The organism is Murimonas intestini, assembly GCF_024622195.1.
GTDB lineage: Bacteria > Bacillota > Clostridia > Lachnospirales > Lachnospiraceae > Murimonas > Murimonas intestini.
Genome location: NZ_JANKBI010000021.1, coordinates 21,317 through 38,802, shown reverse-complemented (window position 1 = coordinate 38,802; position 17,486 = coordinate 21,317). Strand labels below are relative to the sequence as shown.

Genomic DNA, 17,486 nt, shown 5'->3' with positions numbered 1-17,486 from the left:
AGCAGATGGAAAGTGGAATTTTAAATGCAATAGGAATTGATCCTGGAATTATTCTGATAGTTGTTATACTGTTTATGCTTATTCTTTTCCTTTATATGGTTAAGCTTTCTTTCAAGATGTCCCGGTTTACAAAGAAATATAAACAGTTTATGAGAGGCAAAGACGGCATTTCTCTGGAGGCGGCTTTTATAAAGAGCTTCAACCAGCTTGATACGCTCACAGAATCCAGTAAAAATCATATGGAAGAAATCCGCAGGATCAAAGAAATCCAGGATAAGACATTAAATAAAACTGCGATTGTAAAGTATGATGCTTTTAAAGAAGTAGGCGGCAAACTCAGTTTTGCTTTAGCTATGCTTGATAAGGATAACAGTGGATTTGTCCTGAATGCTATACACAGCAGAGAGGGATGTTATACTTATATAAAAGAAATTGTGAACGGAGAATCATATATAGTTCTCGGAGAGGAAGAAAAAGAAGCGCTGCGCCAGGCAGTGAACGCCCATGTAGATATCTGACAGATATGCTGTGGTAATAATCATATAAACTTATAAAAAGCTGTTGAAATATTTCGTTATCATTTCTCTTTACGAATTGGAAGAAATGGGGTATGATAAGAAATACCAACAGCTTTTTTGATTAGGCCCTTCCCTACGGGGAATATTAAGAATAAAGGTAGCTGTCAAGGCAATGAACAGTTACAAATAAAGTATGAAGCAGAGAGGAAAAAAATATGTTAGATATAAAGTTTGTCAGAGAAAATCCGGATGTAGTAAAACAGAATATTAAAAATAAATTTCAGGATAAAAAACTGGAATTAGTGGATGAGGTTCTTAAATTAGACCAGCAGAATAGAGATATAAAAAAGGAAGTAGAAGCTTTAAGAGCCGACAGGAACAGATTGTCTAAACAGATCGGTACCCTGATGGGACAGGGAAAGAAGGAAGAAGCCGAAGAAGTAAAAAAACAGGTGGCATCCCAGGCTGACAGGCTTGCAGAGCTTTCAGATATTGAAAAAGAAGTAGAAGAAAAAGTTAAAAAGATTATGATGGTAATTCCAAATATTATTGATCCGTCAGTTCCTATTGGAAAGGACGACAGCGAAAACGTAGAGCTGGAGAAGTTTGGAGAGCCGGTAGTGCCGGATTTTGAAATTCCTTACCATTCAGAAATAATGGAAAGCTTCGGCGGTCTGGACTTGGACAGCGCCAGAAAAGTGGCTGGAAACGGCTTCTACTACCTTATGGGGGATGTTGCGAGGCTTCATTCAGCTGTAATATCTTACGCAAGAGATTTTATGATCGACAGAGGATTTACGTACTGCGTTCCTCCGTTCATGATCAGAAGTGATGTGGTGACAGGCGTAATGAGCTTTGCTGAGATGGATGCAATGATGTATAAGATCGAAGGTGAAGATCTTTATCTGATCGGAACCAGCGAGCACTCCATGATAGGAAAATTCATTGATACTATTATCGCTGAGGATAATCTGCCACAGACCCTTACAAGCTACTCACCCTGCTTCCGTAAAGAAAAAGGAGCACACGGGATAGAGGAGAGAGGTGTATACCGTATACACCAGTTTGAAAAACAGGAAATGATCGTAGTATGCAAGCCGGAAGACAGCAAGATGTGGTTTGAAAAGCTGTGGAGAAATACAGTTGATCTGTTCCGTTCTTTAGACATACCAGTGCGTACACTTGAATGCTGCTCTGGTGATCTGGCAGACCTGAAAGTGAAGTCTATAGACGTGGAGGCATGGTCACCGAGACAGAAGAAGTATTTTGAAGTGGGCAGCTGTTCTAATCTTGGGGATGCACAGGCAAGAAGGCTGAAAATACGTGTGTCCGGACAGGATGGAAAGTATTTTGCACATACTTTGAATAATACAGTGGTAGCGCCTCCAAGAATGCTGATCGCTTTCCTGGAAAATAATCTGAATGCGGATGGAAGTGTCAGCATACCGGAAGTACTCAGGCCATATATGGGCGGTAAAGAAAAGATTGAGAAAAAGTAAAATAGTCAGCAGTGTAAATAATAAAGTATTGTAAAAGGGGTGAACAGGTGCACAGTTATTTAAGGGCAATTGGATTTAGTAATATAAAAAGAGATAAGGAATTAGAACCGCTTTTGAAGGAAGTATCCGATCATTGCGATAAAAAGGTGGCTGTAAAAGAAGATACAGGAAGTGAATTTATAGAATTGTCCAAAGAATTTGGGCCGGATATTGGAATTACGGTCTGCGGGGAGAAGGATGAGGATGGTTTTCACAGAGAGTATTATTTTCCTTATATGAAAGGAAGCGGAGTCACCACAAGAGAAGATGTAGGGATAGAAAAGCATGGGCCAAGAGATTCTTATGCAGGCGTATGTGAGGATATGAGAGTCGGAGTTTCCCTCATATTTTATCTGCAGAATGCCGCTGAGTATAAGAAAGAATGCTTTCAGTATAAGATAAAAGGAAAGAGTGTCAGTACCACATTTGCAGGTCTTTCCCTGCAGGGAAAGGTTCTGCTGCCTATCTGTAAAAGTAAAGAGCAGATCGTGTCGGACAGAGAAGCGACTGCAAACCGCAGCCATCTTATAGCTGCTGCGCGCAAAGGCGATGAGGAGGCCATGGAAAGCCTGACCCTGGAAGATATAGATACTTATACAATGGTTTCCAGAAGAATCCAAAATGAGGATGTCTTCACAATTGTAGATTCCTTCTTTATGCCTTATGGAATGGAATGCGACCAGTATCAGATACTGGGAGAGATACTGGAGTGCCAGAAGCAGTCAAATTCTGTGACAGGCGAGAAAATATTCCAGATGAGGATAGACTGCAATGGGATGCAGTTTAACATCTGTATAAATGAGAAGGACCTTCTGGGAATCCCGGAAGAGGGCAGAAGGTTTAAAGGAACAGTATGGCTGCAGGGCTGTCTGAACTTTTCATGATTTATATAGGTAAATAACATCATAAAATATAGGAGAGATGGATATGATATCTGCAGAGTCGCTGTGGGTTCGTATCCATTTTTCTTTTGTAACTGTTCAGTACCTTCACAGTTACATGCAAAAATCCATTTGAAATCGCCTTCGGCGATGGAATTTTTGCACCCTTGAATCATTTTCTCACGGTCTGTGCAGTAGATGCACAGACCTGCTGAATAGTTACTTTCTTTTACAATAAAATGAAAAAATATTAAAAAAAAGCAATTTTACACTTCACAAATGATTGAAAATGTGGTATAAATGTATAGTCGGGTTTTAATTGACCGATGTGTTTCTGTAGCTCAGCAGGATAGAGCGTCCGCCTCCTAAGCGGAAGGCCAGCGGTTCGAATCCGCTCAGGAACGCTGAGAATACCGCCGAAAACGTTGTGTTTACAAGGTTTTCGGCGTTTTCTATTTTCTGAAAAATTTTGAACTCATAGCAATTTACGATTAGCAGGATTTTAAGGCATCTTGCTAATGGAAATGCCCTTCCTGCTAATTTAAAAGGCGAGAGTTTCCAGTATAAAGGGGTGTTTTCTGAGATTAAGTAGTCCTGATTATGGCATCTTTGAATAGATTTTTATTTTTCTTTATAATGATGGAAAAGGATGGAGGTGCAGTTATGAGAGATAAAAAATATTATTTGTATGTGGATAGCCAAGAAAGAACACTTTTGTTACAAAGCCTTGTGGAATTGAAAAACGAACTAATTCAGCAAGGCAGATACACAGACTGTGTTGATGAACTTATTTTCAAGGTGACAAAAGCATCTGTAAAGAAAGTAAAAGTGGATAGGAAATCTTGTGGGTGCGTGATATAATTAAAAAGGCAAATTCTTTAGGTTACAATCGATGATAGGGTAAACGAAAAAGCAGTTTTGGCATTCCAGTAAACTGCCCTTTCGTTTACACTATTTTCGATTTGACCTAATTGAACAAAGTAAGCGTCCGGACAGCCAGTACCTATGGACTTTCAATCTTTTGCTCTTACTCTCGATTATACCGGATTCTTTGTGTAATTGCTACAGGAATCAAATGTTCTCTGATAAATAGGTATAACAATAAAACCTCAGTTCCTGAGGCTTTTGGAACATATGAAGGCTGAAGCATTTTAACACCTTTGCGGCATACGCATCTGAGGCTTTCCAAGATGGCCACCACAAGCGTAATGGATTTGGACAGAATCACAGTCTTCACATACACTGATGTTTGCACCATAGGCTCCGGTTTTGCAGTTCAAGATATTGCGGGAAACTTTTGCCTGTTCCGGAGAAGGAGAATATTTTTCAAGTTTTACCGTTCTACTCCCTGCTCCATCAGATGAGTTGCAAAGCTATGGCGCAGACAGTGTGGGGTTGCTTTCTTTGGGAGTTCAGCATCGGATACTGCCCGCCGCATCACTTACTCCAGTGTACTGACTGTCAGGTAATTGCCAGTAAATTTATTAGGAAACAGGATCCCACGGGGACGTTCTTTCTCAAACCAGTATTGTGTAAGGATATCCAGACAACGTTTAGATAGAATTGTATATCGGTCCATCCTGTTCTTCGTATCCCGGACATGAATCTGCTTATTTGAACGGGAAATATCATCATAATGCAGATGGATCACTTCAGAAACCCGCATTCCGGAAGAATACATCGTTGCAAACATGGCTTTATACTTGATATCATCGACAACTTCCAGCAGACGGTCGATTTCATCAATAGTCAGTACTGTTGGAAGCTTGTGTTCCAGAATCATGCGTGGAACTGTGATATCATCCCAAAGGATATGTAGGACATTCTGATAGAAAAAACGGATGGCTGAATTATAAAGATTCAGAGTTGTGGCTTTTAGTCCTTCCTCTTTTTTGGCAAGCAGAAAAGTCCTAACATCCTGACAGGTAAGTTCTTCCGGTCGTTTCGCTTGATATTTCAGGAAGTAAGAAACATAGTTCTTATAGCAACTGATGGAACGTTCTTTGAGGTTGCGGATTTTTCCGGCTTCCTCAAGCCGTTCTAAATATTTTTCGTACATAATAAAATCTTCCGTGTAAAATAAGTAGTAATCACAACACTGCTTGACACGGAGGCGCATTTGAGTCGTAAAACCGCTTGCCAACCAAGCGGAAGGGTGGTATTCTATTCATAGGCAGTGGGAAGGTCGATCCTGTTTGATTGTTTCGTTGTGGTGACTTAACAATACTACTTTTAGGACTTGCTTTCCACTGTTTTTTGTTATAGAAAACAGAAAATCGCTATGCCACAGCCTTGGCAGGCCATCGCGCAGCGATTTTGTTCAATTAGAATTTGTGGAGGTATTTTATGTTTAATGAAATATGCATATATGAGGCAAAACTGACCAAGTTAGATGAAATCGAAGAACTGATGAGGGAAGTAGCAGAATTTTACTTGGAGCAAGATGGTGTTATTGATGTACACTATATAAAACGTACTCACCGACAAAAAGATTTCAATGCAGTTAAAGAGGGAGAATTACCTGTTCGTCTTACAAGAAATGTAGGTAAGGTAACATATGTCTTGTATTGGGTGCTGGAAAATGAAGAAGCTCATGCAAGAGTTGGAAAACTTGGTATAGAAAAATTCTATAAACGTTGGAATAGGTGTTTAACCACAATGCCCAAAATAATCTTGGGTGAGAATATTGTTTGATTTACAAATTCCAGTTGTTGGGACTGGAAAATTGGAAGTTAGCAATTGGCAGAAATAAACGAAAAGGAGAAAGGCATGGCGGCAGTTACAACTTTAGGATTAGGAAAAACAATGGAAAAGAAACTTCATTCAGTTGGTATTCATTCAGCCGAAGAATTAATCGAAATTGGTAGCAAACAAGCTGTTTTTCGGCTCAAAGCGCAATATCCAAACACTTGTGTTGTCATTCTTTATCATTTGGAAAGTGCTATCCGTGGCATTGAAATTAAACAACTGGACAATACTTGTAAATCAGAATTAAAATCATATTTCAAACAATTATAACTTCCAGTTTGTCATTGAAGAAAAATTAAATAAAACATACTTATACATAGGCGATTGGTTAAAATAGCCAGTTGGCTTTTTTGCGTTCTAAGAATCCTACATAGCCGCCTGGCAAAGCGGCAAGATTGCCGAGTCTATGAATAATTTATAGTTTAGTCTGAATAACCTAAAGAAATGAGAATCACATTGACCTTATTGGTTATAATTATTATAATGATAAAAGAAGCAATAGAAGTAAAATATGATGGGGGTATATGCATATGATTAATTCTGAGATTAATGTCATAAAGGAAAAATTAGTATTAACCATAATGCTAAAACAAATATATCTTTTTGGTTCCTATGCAAAGGACACATATACTGAAGATAGTGATTATAATTTTAATCTTGTTGTACCGGATAATGCAGGAGATTAGATTGAACTTTCACAAAAAGCATATAAGTCTTTGAGGGGAGTGAGAAAACGACCAGTAGATATTGTAGTTGGTTATGAAAGTTCTTTTGAGACAAGGTGCAATGAAGAGACATTAGAAATAATATGTTATCATTGTCAACAGGCAGTTGAAAAGCTTTTAAAAGATTTACTGATTTCTAATAATAAAACGATTCAAAAAACACATGATTTAGAAATGTTAATTGCCTTATTACAGGAGGAATACGATATTCTAGAGGAAATATTGGACATTTGTGATAACCTAACACCCTATGGAGTGAAGAGTAGATATCCACAAGAATTATTTATTGAAGAGTTTCATGCTAAGAAAGCAATTGAAGAAATGAAACAGTTATTTGAATGAGGAAAGGATAAATAGTAACACATACCCAAACAGGATAGAACTATTTTTACACAGTAACATTACCCTAATTGTAAGTTTCCTGCTAACTGCTTGCTAATATGACGGGATAAAATTAGTTAATATCAGACGTAACGTGGAGGTACGAGATAACATTTGTAATCCACCGAAAACGTTGTGTTTACAAGGTTTTCGGCGTTTTCTATTTTGTGGATGCGTGATATAATTAAAAAGACAACTTTGAAGTTGGGGGAGGACAGATTATGAAATCAAATACAAAAAAATATGGTGTAGATATACTAATATTAGGTTTATCTGCACTTACAGCATATGGGATTGTCGGCATTTTTTATATGCTGCTTAAAATTGATATGGGAGCGCTGCCTCTTTTAGCACAAACCTTGGTAGGTGCATTTTGTGAATTTGGACTAATGGGACTAGGGGTAGTTATTATTTGCATACGCAACAAAGAAAGTTTTAAAAGTTTTGGATTAAAAAAGGAAAAACTATTGTTAACAATAGTGTTATCAGCACTTTCTTGTTTGCCAAGCTTCCTTTTGCATTTATTTACGAATGAACATATTTCCTATTTTCCATTGCAGAATGTCAATTTTACAAAACCAGTTTTAGCAGCAGGTTTTCCGGTAAATGTGATTGGTATGCTTATTATTGCAGTTACCTGGGGGTTCTTCGAAGGCTTTTCTTATGTTGTCATGTCTGACCGTATCAATAAGTTATTTCCCTCAAAGAGCCTGTGGACAGACAGGGGGGCAATCATTTGCGGTATATTTTGTTTGGTGGTACATATGCTTTTGGGGCAGTCTTACAGTATGATAGGCGCTGTAACTGAGTTTATATTAATCTACGGAATGTTAGTGTCTTACCGTTACACTGGTAATGCATGGGGATGTGTGCTGATTTTTCTTTTTTATTGGAGTGGAATTGGATATTAAAAAATTTTAGGTTTGCAGAAAAGGAGGAATTGCTATGCCTTGGTATTTTATTGTAGATACTTATATTGATGAACAAAAGGGACGTGGAGAATACGATGAGTATATTCATGATGTAAAGCCGATTGTAGAAAGTTATGGTGGAGAATATTTAGCAAGAACGGAAAATATATTTAGTTTTTGCGGCGGTAGAACTCCCCAACGTGTCATTCTGATTAAATTTAACAGCAAAGAAGATTTAGATGCCTGCTTCTCATCACCCGAATATAAAGCCATAATGTCAAAACGCATTAATAGCGTCGACAGCAGGGCTGTTATTGTGGAGGGAATTAAATAGAAAAGTCAACTTTAAATATGTGGGGGTTATGATGAAAAAATTATTTGATGCATTTCCATATTTAGAAAACGATAAAGTTATTATAAGAAAAATGGAATCAAATGACGTTGCAGCGTTGTCAGAGATAAGCAATAATGATAATGTGTATAAGTATATACCGCCTTTTCTGTATAAGAAGAGTAACAAAGTATTAGAGACTGCAATCAAAAATCTTGGCGGTAAAGATTTTGAAAATAAAAAGTATATAATTGCGGGGATTTATTTAAAAGATAACCCTAATAGACTTGTAGGTTTAGCAGAAATGTTTGACTATAAAAAGAGAGAAAATAAAATAACAGTGGGCTATCGTTTAAATGAGGATTACTGGAATAAGAAAATTGCAACAAACGTTTTAAAATTAATGGTTGAATATTTAGTAAATGAAGTTAATATTACTACACTTCAGGCATTTGTTATGCCAGAGAACGTATATTCATCAAAAGTGTTATTGAACAATAAATTTGTAAAAGAAGATTTTACTTTACAAGAAAAGAATTGGGGCGGTCAAGAAATTGTAACTGTTGACGTATACACATACAATAAGTATTAGACAACCTCCGGTTTGTCATTGAGCCAAAATTAAATAAAAAATAATTATAAATAGCTGATTGGTTTAAATATCCAGTCGGCTTTTTGTGTTTTAAGAATCTTACAATATAAAACTCATGTGGATCAGGTGAAAGAATTATGGTTATGTCCTGATAGACTGTGTTACCTCTCGCTGCAAAAGTTCACATTTGCAGACTTGATATTGTTCGTTCAAGCGGATATAGTATATTTAGTACGCATTGGGAGGTTAGAAATCCTTAAATATATGACTGCGGGGTAAGCGGCAGTTGAATGAATATATTTAATACCCAAAGGTACGTAAAAGTCTTTGGATATAAGATATAAGGAGTATAGAAACAACTCCGCAAGTAATAAAGGAGAACACTATGTTGAGTAAATATAAAATAATGATTGTTGATGACGAAAAAGAGATAGCAGATTTGTTAGAAGTATATCTGAAAAACGATGGTTGCACAGTTTATAAATTCTATAATGGTACAGAAGCTTTAAAATGTATTGAAGAAAAAGAAATAGACTTGGCAATTCTTGATATAATGCTGCCTGATATTGATGGTTTTCGTATTTGCCAAAAGATTCGGGAAAAGTATTATTTTCCTGTAATTATGCTGACGGCTAAAAGCGAAGATATAGACAAGATACAGGGTCTTACATTGGGGGCGGATGATTATATTTCAAAGCCGTTTAATCCATTGGAAGTAATAGCACGTGTAAGGACACAGCTTAGAAGATATAATCAGTATAATACTACACAAGCAGTTTCCAGTGAACCTGTAAGTTACGATAATAAAGGTTTATATATTTGTCCTGACAGTCATAAATGCACCCTGAATGGAATTGAACTGTCGCTGACTCCATTTGAATTTAATATACTTTGGTATTTGTGCAAAAATCACGGCAGAGTTGTTTCAGCGGAAGAATTGTTTGAAAAAATCTGGGGTGAAAAATTTTTAGAAAATAATAACAACACTGTAATGGCTCATATAGCAAGGCTTCGGGAAAAAATGTTTGAACTTCCACGCAAACCGAAATATATAAAAACTGTATGGGGGGTAGGGTATATCATTGAGTAATAAAAATATGTCAGTAAGCCGTGAAACACATAAACAAATGGCAAAAAAGAATGCAGTTAAATTATTAGCGGTATTGGTTGGTTTTGAAGTTGTCTTAGTTATGTTGTTTTTGTTGGCACTAATAATTGTTACTTCTGCGGATTGGTGGTATCATTCCGAGAATTTTGCAGTATGGAAACCATTATTGCGTGTGATAACATACGCAGTATTTGCGGGCTTATCCATTATGGGGTGTTACTATATTGCTTATCGTTTTCAGTTAAAACCATTGGAATATCTGGATGATGTAACAGAAGCGGCTCAACTTTTGGCAACACCAACAGAAGCTCCTGTTTCCTTGCCTCCTGATTTAAAAAAAATTGAAGATGATTTAAATACAGTTCGTATACAGACTTTAGAAAGTCAGAAAGCAGCTCAAGAAGCAGAGAAAAGAAGAGATGACTTGCTGGTTTACCTCGCACATGATCTGAAAACACCTTTAACCAGCGTTCTTGGCTACTTGAAGCTATTAGAGGATGAACCGAATATTTCACCTGAACTGATTTCAAAATATACAGGAATTGCCAGGGATAAGGCAGAACGATTAGAGGAGCTTATTAATGAATTTTTTGAAATCACTAGATTTAGTACAAACAAGTTGACTTTGGAACCTGCACTCACAAATTTGAGTCGAATGCTTATGCAGATAACTTATGAGTTTAATCCTGTTTTGAAAGACAAAAATTTGAAATGGAATATACAGATTCCAGAAAATATTGAACTTTTATGCGATGCAGATAAATTAGAACGTGCAATAGACAATTTGATTCGGAACGCAATAAATTACAGTTTTAATGATTCTATTATACAGTTTACTCTTGTTCAGCTAGAAAACAGTGTTCAAATCTGTGTAGAAAATACGGGCAATACCATTCCGCCAGAAAAATTAGAAAAAATATTTGAACAATTTTATCGTTTAGATATTGCCCGCTCCAGTAATACAGGCGGTGCAGGTTTAGGCCTGGCTATCGCAAAAGAAATCGTTGAGTTACATCATGGAATTATTACTGCTTACAGTGCAGATGAACGTATTCGTTTTACAATTCAGCTTCCCCTTGATTGTCAGAAAATCGTATGATTTAAGTCAGAAAGAAATCATAAGCAATAAGAAGAAACGAAAATATGGAAACTCCTTTCTTGATATAATTAGTGTATCAAGAAAGGGGTTTTTTATTATATACTACAGCAGGATATAAAATCGAAAGGGTGAATTAAGTGAAAAGAGAATATATGATTGGTAAGATTCGATATGCTGGATACCTGTTCATTATCATACAAGGGGTGATAATAGCACTTTTAGCTGTGTTTCTGTTAAATGAGCAATATATGTCTGAATGGCAAAAATATCCCCAAGGCAGTGAATCTACTGTAATATACCTAAAAAATGTAGCTCCTGAGAAACAAAAGGACATACAGCACTTTTTGACAGAAACTGCCGACCAGCAGAAACTATTTATTTCTCGTACAGATTTGATGCTTGATAATAACGGAAGTATAAAGGGCTACAAAATCGGAGTTTATGGAAATGTTGAAAATAATATCACAGATTTCTCTTTCCTTAATTGTGCTATTTTAAACTCTGAAAAATTAAGTACATTGCTAAACGCTGAAAATCCTGACAGTACTTTGGGTGTGGAAACCGGCAGCGTTAACAGTGTTGGAGATATTCCGCATTTCCGGTTTTATGAAAATGTGGTTGTAAAGCAGTTAGGAAGTCTTTTTAATGATAGTAAGACAGTTAATGGCCAATATAAAATAGTTGGTCTTAGCGAGAGTGAAGAAAAAGAATCATTTTTGCATATGTTGTCTGAAATAAGTGGACTATCCGAAAGTAATATTTTAGAAACAAGCGGCGGAAATAGTTCAAACAATCTTGTTATGCGAGATATATTGCTTGCTTTTTTTGCTGCACAAATTTTTCTGAATATTGTATTTTTTCTTGTAATCGCTATGAAAAATCTTCCGAAACAGGGAAAGCTTGTACTGCTCGGCTGGACTCGAACAGCATTTGCTAAGGAAATACTTGGAAATTTTTTCGTGTTTTCAATGTTAATAATACCTGTTTTAGTAGTTATTAATGGATTGCTTGGAGGTTGGGGCAGTTTTTCGGTTACTCTTTTAAGCCGATATGCTGCGGCAGCGTGTATTAATGTGGGATTGATTGGAGCAGAAATATTAATTTCCGCTTCCGTTATTTTGATTACAAAACCATTGGATGCCATTCATGGACGAATACCCAGGAAAGTTTTATATGGATTAGGAATTGTTGCCTATTTAGGGGTTAGCTTTGGGTTGATTTTTTGTGGAGCATATGTAGACCAGCCAATGAAAATGATCTCAAGGAATGCCAGTCTGTCACAGCGTTGGGAAACGGTATCACAATATCAATTACTCAGTGAGATTTCCATAGGGGAAGAGGCAGAATCATTTTCGGGCAATTCAAAAGAGTTGGATCAAAACTTGTATGATTGGTATTCGTCGATTGCGGAAAAGTCAGGGGTATATTTAATTCAGACGGAATATTACAACGAAGATATTCTTAAAATGTGGAATAGCAATCAAACTTATAAAGCAATACCCAGTGATCCGTTTTGGCTTTTTACGATATCGCCAAATTACCTTGAAACACTGGGGATACAAGTGGATGAGTCAGCTCTGGCACGGGCAAAAGAAGGCGCAAGATTGTATTTGATACCTGCTGGAATGAATGAGGAAGAAAAAGAACAGGTTTCAAAATGGGTGCAGGAAAAAGATACTAAAAGTATAAGTGATGGTGATATCCAAACCGCTTTTACGCAGCAGCCTTCGTTTCTGTTTATTGAATATGAATCAAAAGAAAAGCTTTTTACCTGGACAACAGACGATAAAAACAGTACAGAGGTAAACTCACCTGTGATTTATATAGCAACACCACAAAATATGAAATATACTGAAACAGAGAGTTTGAAAGCAACAGGCTTTAATGGGTATATCAAGTTTGCGGATAAACAATCTGCTATGGCCAGTACTGCTCCCTCTATATTGTCTGCATATCATCTTACTGATAATTCACTTATATTTACTGATGTTCAAAATTATATTGATGGATTACAGAAAGAATTAGGAACAACACTCCTTTGGTTTGGTATAATCTTTCTAATGCTGTTATTGATACTTTTAGGACTGCTGCTGACTCTGGCAATGGTTTTTAGAATTGCAAATCAAGAAAAAATCAATGTTAAAAAATTTCTGGGTTTTTCTTTCATGCAGTTATATGGAAAGCCAATGTTGATGTTGATTGTATGGTGTGTGATTGAACTCATAGCAATGCTGATCATAAGATCAAAATTTGGTTTGCTGCTGATTTTAGCTGTGTCATTAATTCAAGTTTTTATTTTTATCAAATTTATGGCACGGAATGAATTAAAAAATATAATAACTGCTTTTAAAGGAGAGTGAATGTTATGAATCTTATTGAAGTAAATAATGTTACAAAAAAATTTGGTTCAAGAACTATTTTAAAAGATGTTTCTTTTTGTGTAAAAGACGGTGAATTAGTGGCTTTAGTCGGACCATCTGGCTGTGGAAAATCAACATTGCTAAATATGATTGGTACATTAGAGCCTTGTGACAAAGGAGATATTAAGATTAATGGAAAAAGACTTCCTAAAATTAACAGCCGCCAAGCCACATTACTTCGGCGTGATACAATCAATTATCTTTTTCAATCGTATGCCCTTATAAATGATATAACAGTTACACAAAATCTGCTCATTTCTATGCACTTTTTAAGAATAAACAAAAAGGAAAAAATGGATCGTATTCGGAAAATATTGAAAACGGTTGGTCTGTTACATTTGTCGAATGCCGTAGTCAATACACTTTCTGGAGGTGAACAGCAAAGAGTAGCCTTGGCAAGAACAATTCTAAAGTCCGGAAAAATTATTTTGGCAGATGAACCAACAGGAGCCTTAGATGCACAGGCGGCAGAATTGTCATTTTCTCTGATAAAAAATTTAAGCCAAAAATATCATAAAACAATTATTATGGTAACACACAGTATTGACCTTGCTCAAAGAGCAGATAGAATTATTGATTTATCTGTTTATCATAAAGCAATCAGGAAAGAAGGTGCTGTGATTGAACGATAATATATCTGCATTTGATTCGAAAGAATATGATATGCAAATTAAACGTACACTTCCATACTATGATGAAATTTATCAGCAAGTGGTTGATTTAGTTAAGACCTGCAATCCTAATGCGTTAAATTGGCTTGATGTAGGATGCGGGACTGGTAAAATGGCTGAAATAGCTTTTAAAAATATTGAAGTAGAAAAATTTACTTTTTGTGATTGTTCATTTAAAATGCTTGAAATTGCAAAAGAAAGATTCACCTATCCAAATACAGAATTTATTTTATGTGATATTCAAGAAATATCATATTTTAATGAGTATAATGTTATAACCGCAATACAGGTAAACCACTATCTGCAGAGAGAAGAGCGTAAGAAAGCTGTCCAGAGCTGTTACCAGTCATTAAAAGAAAATGGCATATTTATAAGTTTTGAAAATTTTGCTCCATTTAGCGATTTTGGGGAAAAGATATATTTAAACAGATGGGAAGAGTATCAAAAGAAACAGGGAAGAACTTCTTTAGAAACCAATAACCATATAAACCGTTATAACAGGGATTATTTTCCTATTACCATAACTGAACATCTGGAATTGTTTAATAACTGCGGTTTTAGAGCTGCAGAAATTTTGTGGGTTTCTAATATGCAGGTTGGCATTTGGGGGATAAAATAAATTTCATGTCCAATTCGAATTTTTGAATGGAAAACATCCATCTCTTAAGCAGAAAGCCAGCGGTTAGAATCCTCTCAGAAACACTGAAAAGACGCTGAAGACCTTAACAGTAAGGTTTCCAGCGTCTTTTTAGCAATTTTTATTTCTACTCTATTAATAAATAATCCCTTTATCCCTCAGAATAGTAAGGGCGATCTGCGAGGCGGTTTTTCCATCTGCATTTTTGTCTCCCTGTATATTTACAGCAAACGCATAATTACTGCCCTCCGCCTCAGTACAGCCGATAAACCAGCCGTTTATGTCATTTCCTTCGATACTTCCTGTGCCTGTCTTCCCATACAGTCTGATATTTCCCATATCTGAAATAAGAAGTGCATTTTTTACAGCCTGCACATTTTGTTCTGTAAAATCCCATGCATCGCTAAAAAGGCGGGCCAGTAATTCTGCCTGCTCTACCGGTGATATTTTTAGAGAAGATTCAAGCCAAAACTCATCAAGTCCTCCGGACAGGTCGCGATTTCCGTATCCGATCTCGTTTATATATCTGCTGATCTCCTTGACTCCTGTTCTGCGGTCCAGCTCCTGGAAGTACCAGTTTACTGAATTTTTGAGAGCTGAATCCAGATTTTGGTCCTTGTTCCATGCTTCAAATGGATATTGTGTGTGATCCCATTCAATAAAAGAACTGGAATTAGATACAGAGCCTGCATCCAATCCAAAAAGGCCGCTGTATATCTTAAAAGTAGAATCAGGAGATACACGTTTTTCAGCTGTTTTTCGGTTGTAGATATTCCAGGAGTCAGAGGAGATATCATAGAGCACAAAGGTTCCGTCATAACCGGAAAAATAAGTAGACAGATCTTCATAAGCAACAGTCTTATTTGAAGAGATCTGATAAATATCATCAGCTTGGGCATTCAGGCTAAGGGCAGGAGCACAGCCCAGAACCAGGGCAGCTGCCAGAAGATAAGTGCAGATACCTTTTATTCTTACGTGTCTGGAATAGCCATTATAAGAGGCTATATTTACGATCCTTTTCTGGATCTGTTTCAGGCTTCCGCCTATGCCTGCCGCGGAAGAAAACGGTGCTGCAGGTACCTTGTCCGCAAAATGTATCAATGTCCTGCCATAGTCGGTGTAATCATTTTCATCCAGCAGGTTCAGCACAAATGTATCACAGGCAATTTCCCTGTCCGAGCGCATCTCTTTAACTGCGTACCAGATTATTGGATTAAACCAGTACAGAGTGCAGGCGGCATTCATAAGAAAATTGATCAGGGAATCAAAATGCCTGCAGTGTCCCAGCTCATGCAGAAGTATATAGCGCAGCGCCTTTTTTCCTGAGCGTGAATCATTAAAATCAGAGATCATATGTATTGGGACATATATCCTGGGATTTATCAGGCCGGCTGCCACAGGGGATTTCAGGAATGCCGTGCTGTATATGGGGATATTTCTTTTGCAGCCTATATCCCGGAGACATTGCCTGTATACAAGCCTGACAGCCCTGTTCTGTAATGGCAGCGCTGATTTTTTCAGAGCCCTGAGACGAAGCGAGGAACGTATCAGCAAAAAGAGCATTCCAAGTATTCCAAGGACCCAGACGGCACATACTGCGTACCAGATCAGGGAGGAAGCGTGGTTTGATACAGAGACTGAAAAATCCTCTGCCCAGTTTAGCGCACCGCTGCCTGTGACAGGTGATGATGGCACGGCAGGACTGGAAGAAGAATGCATGGTAAAATCAAATAATTTCCCTATCCAGCCATTAAAAATACCCTGATATGAAGTGTTTAAAGGAATAAATGGCATCGTAAGAAGAGCCAGAAACAGAAACCACAGATTATATTGTATCCTCTGTGAAACCTGGTTCTTCAGAATACGCTTGCTCAGGAAGAAAACGGCGGAAAAAAGCATCAGAAGAAGATTGCTGCTTAGAAAGTGCATGGTAAAAGAAGGAATCAGATTACCTGCCGGCATTTATGATCCCTCCTTCTTATTCCTCTCTGAGAGGAGTTTGTTTAAGCTGGCAATATCCTGATCCGTAAGATGGTCACTATCCAGGTATGCGGATACCATTGAAACGATGTTGCCGTCATAGTAGCGGTTCAGAAAACTGTCACTCTCATGGTTTACATATTCATCTTCTCTCACCAGCGGTGTATATACAAAGACCCGGCCCTGTTTTTCATATGTTACTGCACCTTTCTGGACAAGGCGCTTCAGCAGGGTCTGTATAGTTTTTGGCTTCCACTGTGTGGTGCGGGTCAGCTTCTCTGTCACTTCATTCGTGTTTATGGGCGCATGATTCCATACAACCTTCATGACTTCGAATTCTGCCTCGGATATCTGCGGCAATGATCTCATAATAATTCTCCTTAGTCTCAGAAGACAGGTAAAAGTTATTTTGAACTGATGTGTTTTTTTATGGCATCGAAGCTCTCCTTGCTGATAACATGTTCAATGCGGCAGGCATCGTTTGCAGCGGTTTCACTGTCGACTCCAAGTCTTTCCAGCCAGGAGGAGAGCAGTTCGTGGCGCTCATATATCATTTCAGCAATTGCACGTCCTGATTCTGTCAGATAAATATATCCTTCCTTTGTTACAGAGATCTGGTTCGTCTCACGCAGGTTTTTCATAGCTACACTTACACTGGACTTTTTAAATCCAAGCTCTTCGGCTATATCCACGGAGCGGACAACAGGATGGACTTTGCTCAGCATCAGGATGGTTTCTAAATAATTTTCTGCTGATTCAGTAACATTCATTAGCATCACCTCTTGCTTTTTAGTATGTGGGTAAGTAGCTGTTTCAGCTATTGTAACATACTTCAGCCATAACATCAAAGGAATAAAACAGCAGGTCTGATAATTCATTAATGAGAAAAATTTATCAAAAATGTTATTGACAACTAATCAAGGTTAGAATATACTAACCTTGATAA

Annotated in this window: 19 protein-coding genes, 1 tRNA gene and 2 pseudogenes; 17 read left to right on the top strand and 5 right to left on the bottom strand. The window is 37.2% G+C overall.

Translation table 11 applies throughout. The features are described from left to right. Positions 1-5 precede the first annotated feature (5 nt). The 5 genes from NSB28_RS21745 to NSB28_RS21725 all read left to right on the top strand — a co-directional run bounded on the left by NSB28_RS21745 (position 6) and on the right by NSB28_RS21725 (position 3,798). Complete coding sequence (locus NSB28_RS21745) at positions 6-518, top strand: DUF4446 family protein (protein ID WP_109748632.1); 513 nt, start codon at positions 6-8, stop codon at positions 516-518. A 215-nt stretch (positions 519-733) separates the two neighbouring features. Next, a complete protein-coding gene (gene serS, locus NSB28_RS21740; protein ID WP_109748633.1) occupies positions 734-2,017 on the top strand; it encodes a serine--tRNA ligase in 1,284 nt (427 codons plus the stop codon). A gap of 47 nt (positions 2,018-2,064) precedes the next feature. Then, a complete protein-coding gene (locus NSB28_RS21735) occupies positions 2,065-2,940 on the top strand; it encodes a DUF3881 family protein (RefSeq protein ID WP_109748634.1) in 876 nt (291 codons plus the stop codon). Positions 2,941-3,267: 327 nt separating this feature from the next. Beyond that, a tRNA-Arg gene (locus NSB28_RS21730) sits at positions 3,268-3,341 on the top strand. 259 nt (positions 3,342-3,600) lie between these two features. Next, positions 3,601-3,798 carry a hypothetical protein gene (locus NSB28_RS21725; protein WP_109748635.1) on the top strand — a complete coding sequence of 66 codons (198 nt, stop codon included), beginning with the start codon at positions 3,601-3,603 and terminating at the stop codon, positions 3,796-3,798. Between the two features lie 344 nt (positions 3,799-4,142). On the opposite strand, the pseudogene NSB28_RS24755 reads toward NSB28_RS21725, so the two are convergent. Continuing rightward, positions 4,143-4,268 (bottom strand): annotated as a pseudogene (locus NSB28_RS24755) (transposase zinc-binding domain-containing protein); the annotation flags it as partial. A gap of 2 nt (positions 4,269-4,270) precedes the next feature. Continuing rightward, positions 4,271-4,996, bottom strand: a pseudogene (locus tag NSB28_RS21720) (tyrosine-type recombinase/integrase). A 287-nt stretch (positions 4,997-5,283) separates the two neighbouring features. On the opposite strand from NSB28_RS21720, the gene NSB28_RS21715 reads away from it, so the two are divergent. The 12 genes from NSB28_RS21715 (at position 5,284) to NSB28_RS21660 (ending at position 14,542) form a co-directional block, all read left to right on the top strand. After that, on the top strand, positions 5,284-5,631 hold the full coding sequence (locus NSB28_RS21715; protein WP_109731892.1) for a hypothetical protein: 348 nt from the start codon (positions 5,284-5,286) through the stop codon (positions 5,629-5,631). 75 nt (positions 5,632-5,706) lie between these two features. Beyond that, positions 5,707-5,955, top strand: coding sequence for a TfoX/Sxy family DNA transformation protein (locus NSB28_RS21710; protein ID WP_109748636.1), 249 nt, complete (start codon positions 5,707-5,709; stop codon positions 5,953-5,955). Positions 5,956-6,215: 260 nt separating this feature from the next. Next, the gene (locus tag NSB28_RS21705) at positions 6,216-6,371 is read left to right on the top strand and encodes a nucleotidyltransferase domain-containing protein (RefSeq protein WP_257497910.1); all 156 of its coding nucleotides are present in this window, start codon (positions 6,216-6,218) and stop codon (positions 6,369-6,371) included. Between the two features lie 39 nt (positions 6,372-6,410). Beyond that, entirely contained in the window at positions 6,411-6,752 is a 342-nt protein-coding gene (locus NSB28_RS21700) for a HEPN domain-containing protein (RefSeq protein ID WP_257497909.1), read from the top strand. 260 nt (positions 6,753-7,012) lie between these two features. Further along, positions 7,013-7,702 carry a hypothetical protein gene (locus tag NSB28_RS21695; RefSeq protein ID WP_109748639.1) on the top strand — a complete coding sequence of 230 codons (690 nt, stop codon included), beginning with the start codon at positions 7,013-7,015 and terminating at the stop codon, positions 7,700-7,702. Between the two features lie 34 nt (positions 7,703-7,736). Further along, positions 7,737-8,036 carry a DUF1330 domain-containing protein gene (locus NSB28_RS21690; protein WP_109748640.1) on the top strand — a complete coding sequence of 100 codons (300 nt, stop codon included), beginning with the start codon at positions 7,737-7,739 and terminating at the stop codon, positions 8,034-8,036. Positions 8,037-8,064: 28 nt separating this feature from the next. Continuing rightward, complete coding sequence (locus NSB28_RS21685; RefSeq protein ID WP_257497908.1) at positions 8,065-8,625, top strand: GNAT family N-acetyltransferase; 561 nt, start codon at positions 8,065-8,067, stop codon at positions 8,623-8,625. 385 nt (positions 8,626-9,010) lie between these two features. Further along, a complete protein-coding gene (vanR, locus tag NSB28_RS21680) occupies positions 9,011-9,715 on the top strand; it encodes a VanR-ABDEGLN family response regulator transcription factor (RefSeq protein WP_109748641.1) in 705 nt (234 codons plus the stop codon). Then, complete coding sequence (locus NSB28_RS21675; RefSeq protein WP_257497907.1) at positions 9,708-10,832, top strand: sensor histidine kinase; 1,125 nt, start codon at positions 9,708-9,710, stop codon at positions 10,830-10,832. Before vanR ends, NSB28_RS21675 begins: the two co-directional genes overlap by 8 nt. A gap of 137 nt (positions 10,833-10,969) precedes the next feature. After that, positions 10,970-13,192 carry a hypothetical protein gene (locus NSB28_RS21670; RefSeq protein WP_257517614.1) on the top strand — a complete coding sequence of 741 codons (2,223 nt, stop codon included), beginning with the start codon at positions 10,970-10,972 and terminating at the stop codon, positions 13,190-13,192. Between the two features lie 5 nt (positions 13,193-13,197). Next, positions 13,198-13,884 (top strand): ABC transporter ATP-binding protein, encoded by a 687-nt coding sequence (locus NSB28_RS21665; protein WP_109748643.1) that lies wholly within the window; start codon positions 13,198-13,200, stop codon positions 13,882-13,884. Next, positions 13,874-14,542 (top strand): class I SAM-dependent methyltransferase, encoded by a 669-nt coding sequence (locus tag NSB28_RS21660; protein WP_109748644.1) that lies wholly within the window; start codon positions 13,874-13,876, stop codon positions 14,540-14,542. Before NSB28_RS21665 ends, NSB28_RS21660 begins: the two co-directional genes overlap by 11 nt. Positions 14,543-14,695: 153 nt before the next feature. Here NSB28_RS21660 and NSB28_RS21655 read toward each other — a convergent pair whose 3' ends face one another. Genes NSB28_RS21655 through NSB28_RS21645 form a run of 3 tightly spaced genes read right to left on the bottom strand, consistent with a single transcriptional unit; the run spans position 14,696 to position 17,310 of the window. Further along, positions 14,696-16,522, bottom strand: coding sequence for a BlaR1 family beta-lactam sensor/signal transducer (locus NSB28_RS21655; RefSeq protein ID WP_109748645.1), 1,827 nt, complete (start codon positions 16,520-16,522; stop codon positions 14,696-14,698). Next, entirely contained in the window at positions 16,523-16,909 is a 387-nt protein-coding gene (locus tag NSB28_RS21650) for a BlaI/MecI/CopY family transcriptional regulator (RefSeq protein WP_109748646.1), read from the bottom strand. Between the two features lie 35 nt (positions 16,910-16,944). Beyond that, positions 16,945-17,310 carry a metal-dependent transcriptional regulator gene (locus tag NSB28_RS21645; RefSeq protein ID WP_109748647.1) on the bottom strand — a complete coding sequence of 122 codons (366 nt, stop codon included), beginning with the start codon at positions 17,308-17,310 and terminating at the stop codon, positions 16,945-16,947. Positions 17,311-17,486: the final 176 nt, after the last annotated feature.

Coding starts and splice junctions, on each gene's coding strand:
- NSB28_RS21745 (WP_109748632.1), top strand. CDS start 6: ATGGAAAGTGGAATTTTAAATGCAATAGGAATTGATCCTGGAATTATT.
- serS (WP_109748633.1), top strand. CDS start 734: ATGTTAGATATAAAGTTTGTCAGAGAAAATCCGGATGTAGTAAAACAG.
- NSB28_RS21725 (WP_109748635.1), top strand. CDS start 3,601: ATGAGAGATAAAAAATATTATTTGTATGTGGATAGCCAAGAAAGAACA.
- NSB28_RS21715 (WP_109731892.1), top strand. CDS start 5,284: ATGTTTAATGAAATATGCATATATGAGGCAAAACTGACCAAGTTAGAT.
- NSB28_RS21710 (WP_109748636.1), top strand. CDS start 5,707: ATGGCGGCAGTTACAACTTTAGGATTAGGAAAAACAATGGAAAAGAAA.
- NSB28_RS21705 (WP_257497910.1), top strand. CDS start 6,216: ATGATTAATTCTGAGATTAATGTCATAAAGGAAAAATTAGTATTAACC.
- NSB28_RS21695 (WP_109748639.1), top strand. CDS start 7,013: ATGAAATCAAATACAAAAAAATATGGTGTAGATATACTAATATTAGGT.
- NSB28_RS21690 (WP_109748640.1), top strand. CDS start 7,737: ATGCCTTGGTATTTTATTGTAGATACTTATATTGATGAACAAAAGGGA.
- NSB28_RS21685 (WP_257497908.1), top strand. CDS start 8,065: ATGATGAAAAAATTATTTGATGCATTTCCATATTTAGAAAACGATAAA.
- vanR (WP_109748641.1), top strand. CDS start 9,011: ATGTTGAGTAAATATAAAATAATGATTGTTGATGACGAAAAAGAGATA.
- NSB28_RS21665 (WP_109748643.1), top strand. CDS start 13,198: ATGAATCTTATTGAAGTAAATAATGTTACAAAAAAATTTGGTTCAAGA.
- NSB28_RS21655 (WP_109748645.1), bottom strand. CDS start 16,522: ATGCCGGCAGGTAATCTGATTCCTTCTTTTACCATGCACTTTCTAAGC.
- NSB28_RS21650 (WP_109748646.1), bottom strand. CDS start 16,909: ATGAGATCATTGCCGCAGATATCCGAGGCAGAATTCGAAGTCATGAAG.
- NSB28_RS21645 (WP_109748647.1), bottom strand. CDS start 17,310: ATGAATGTTACTGAATCAGCAGAAAATTATTTAGAAACCATCCTGATG.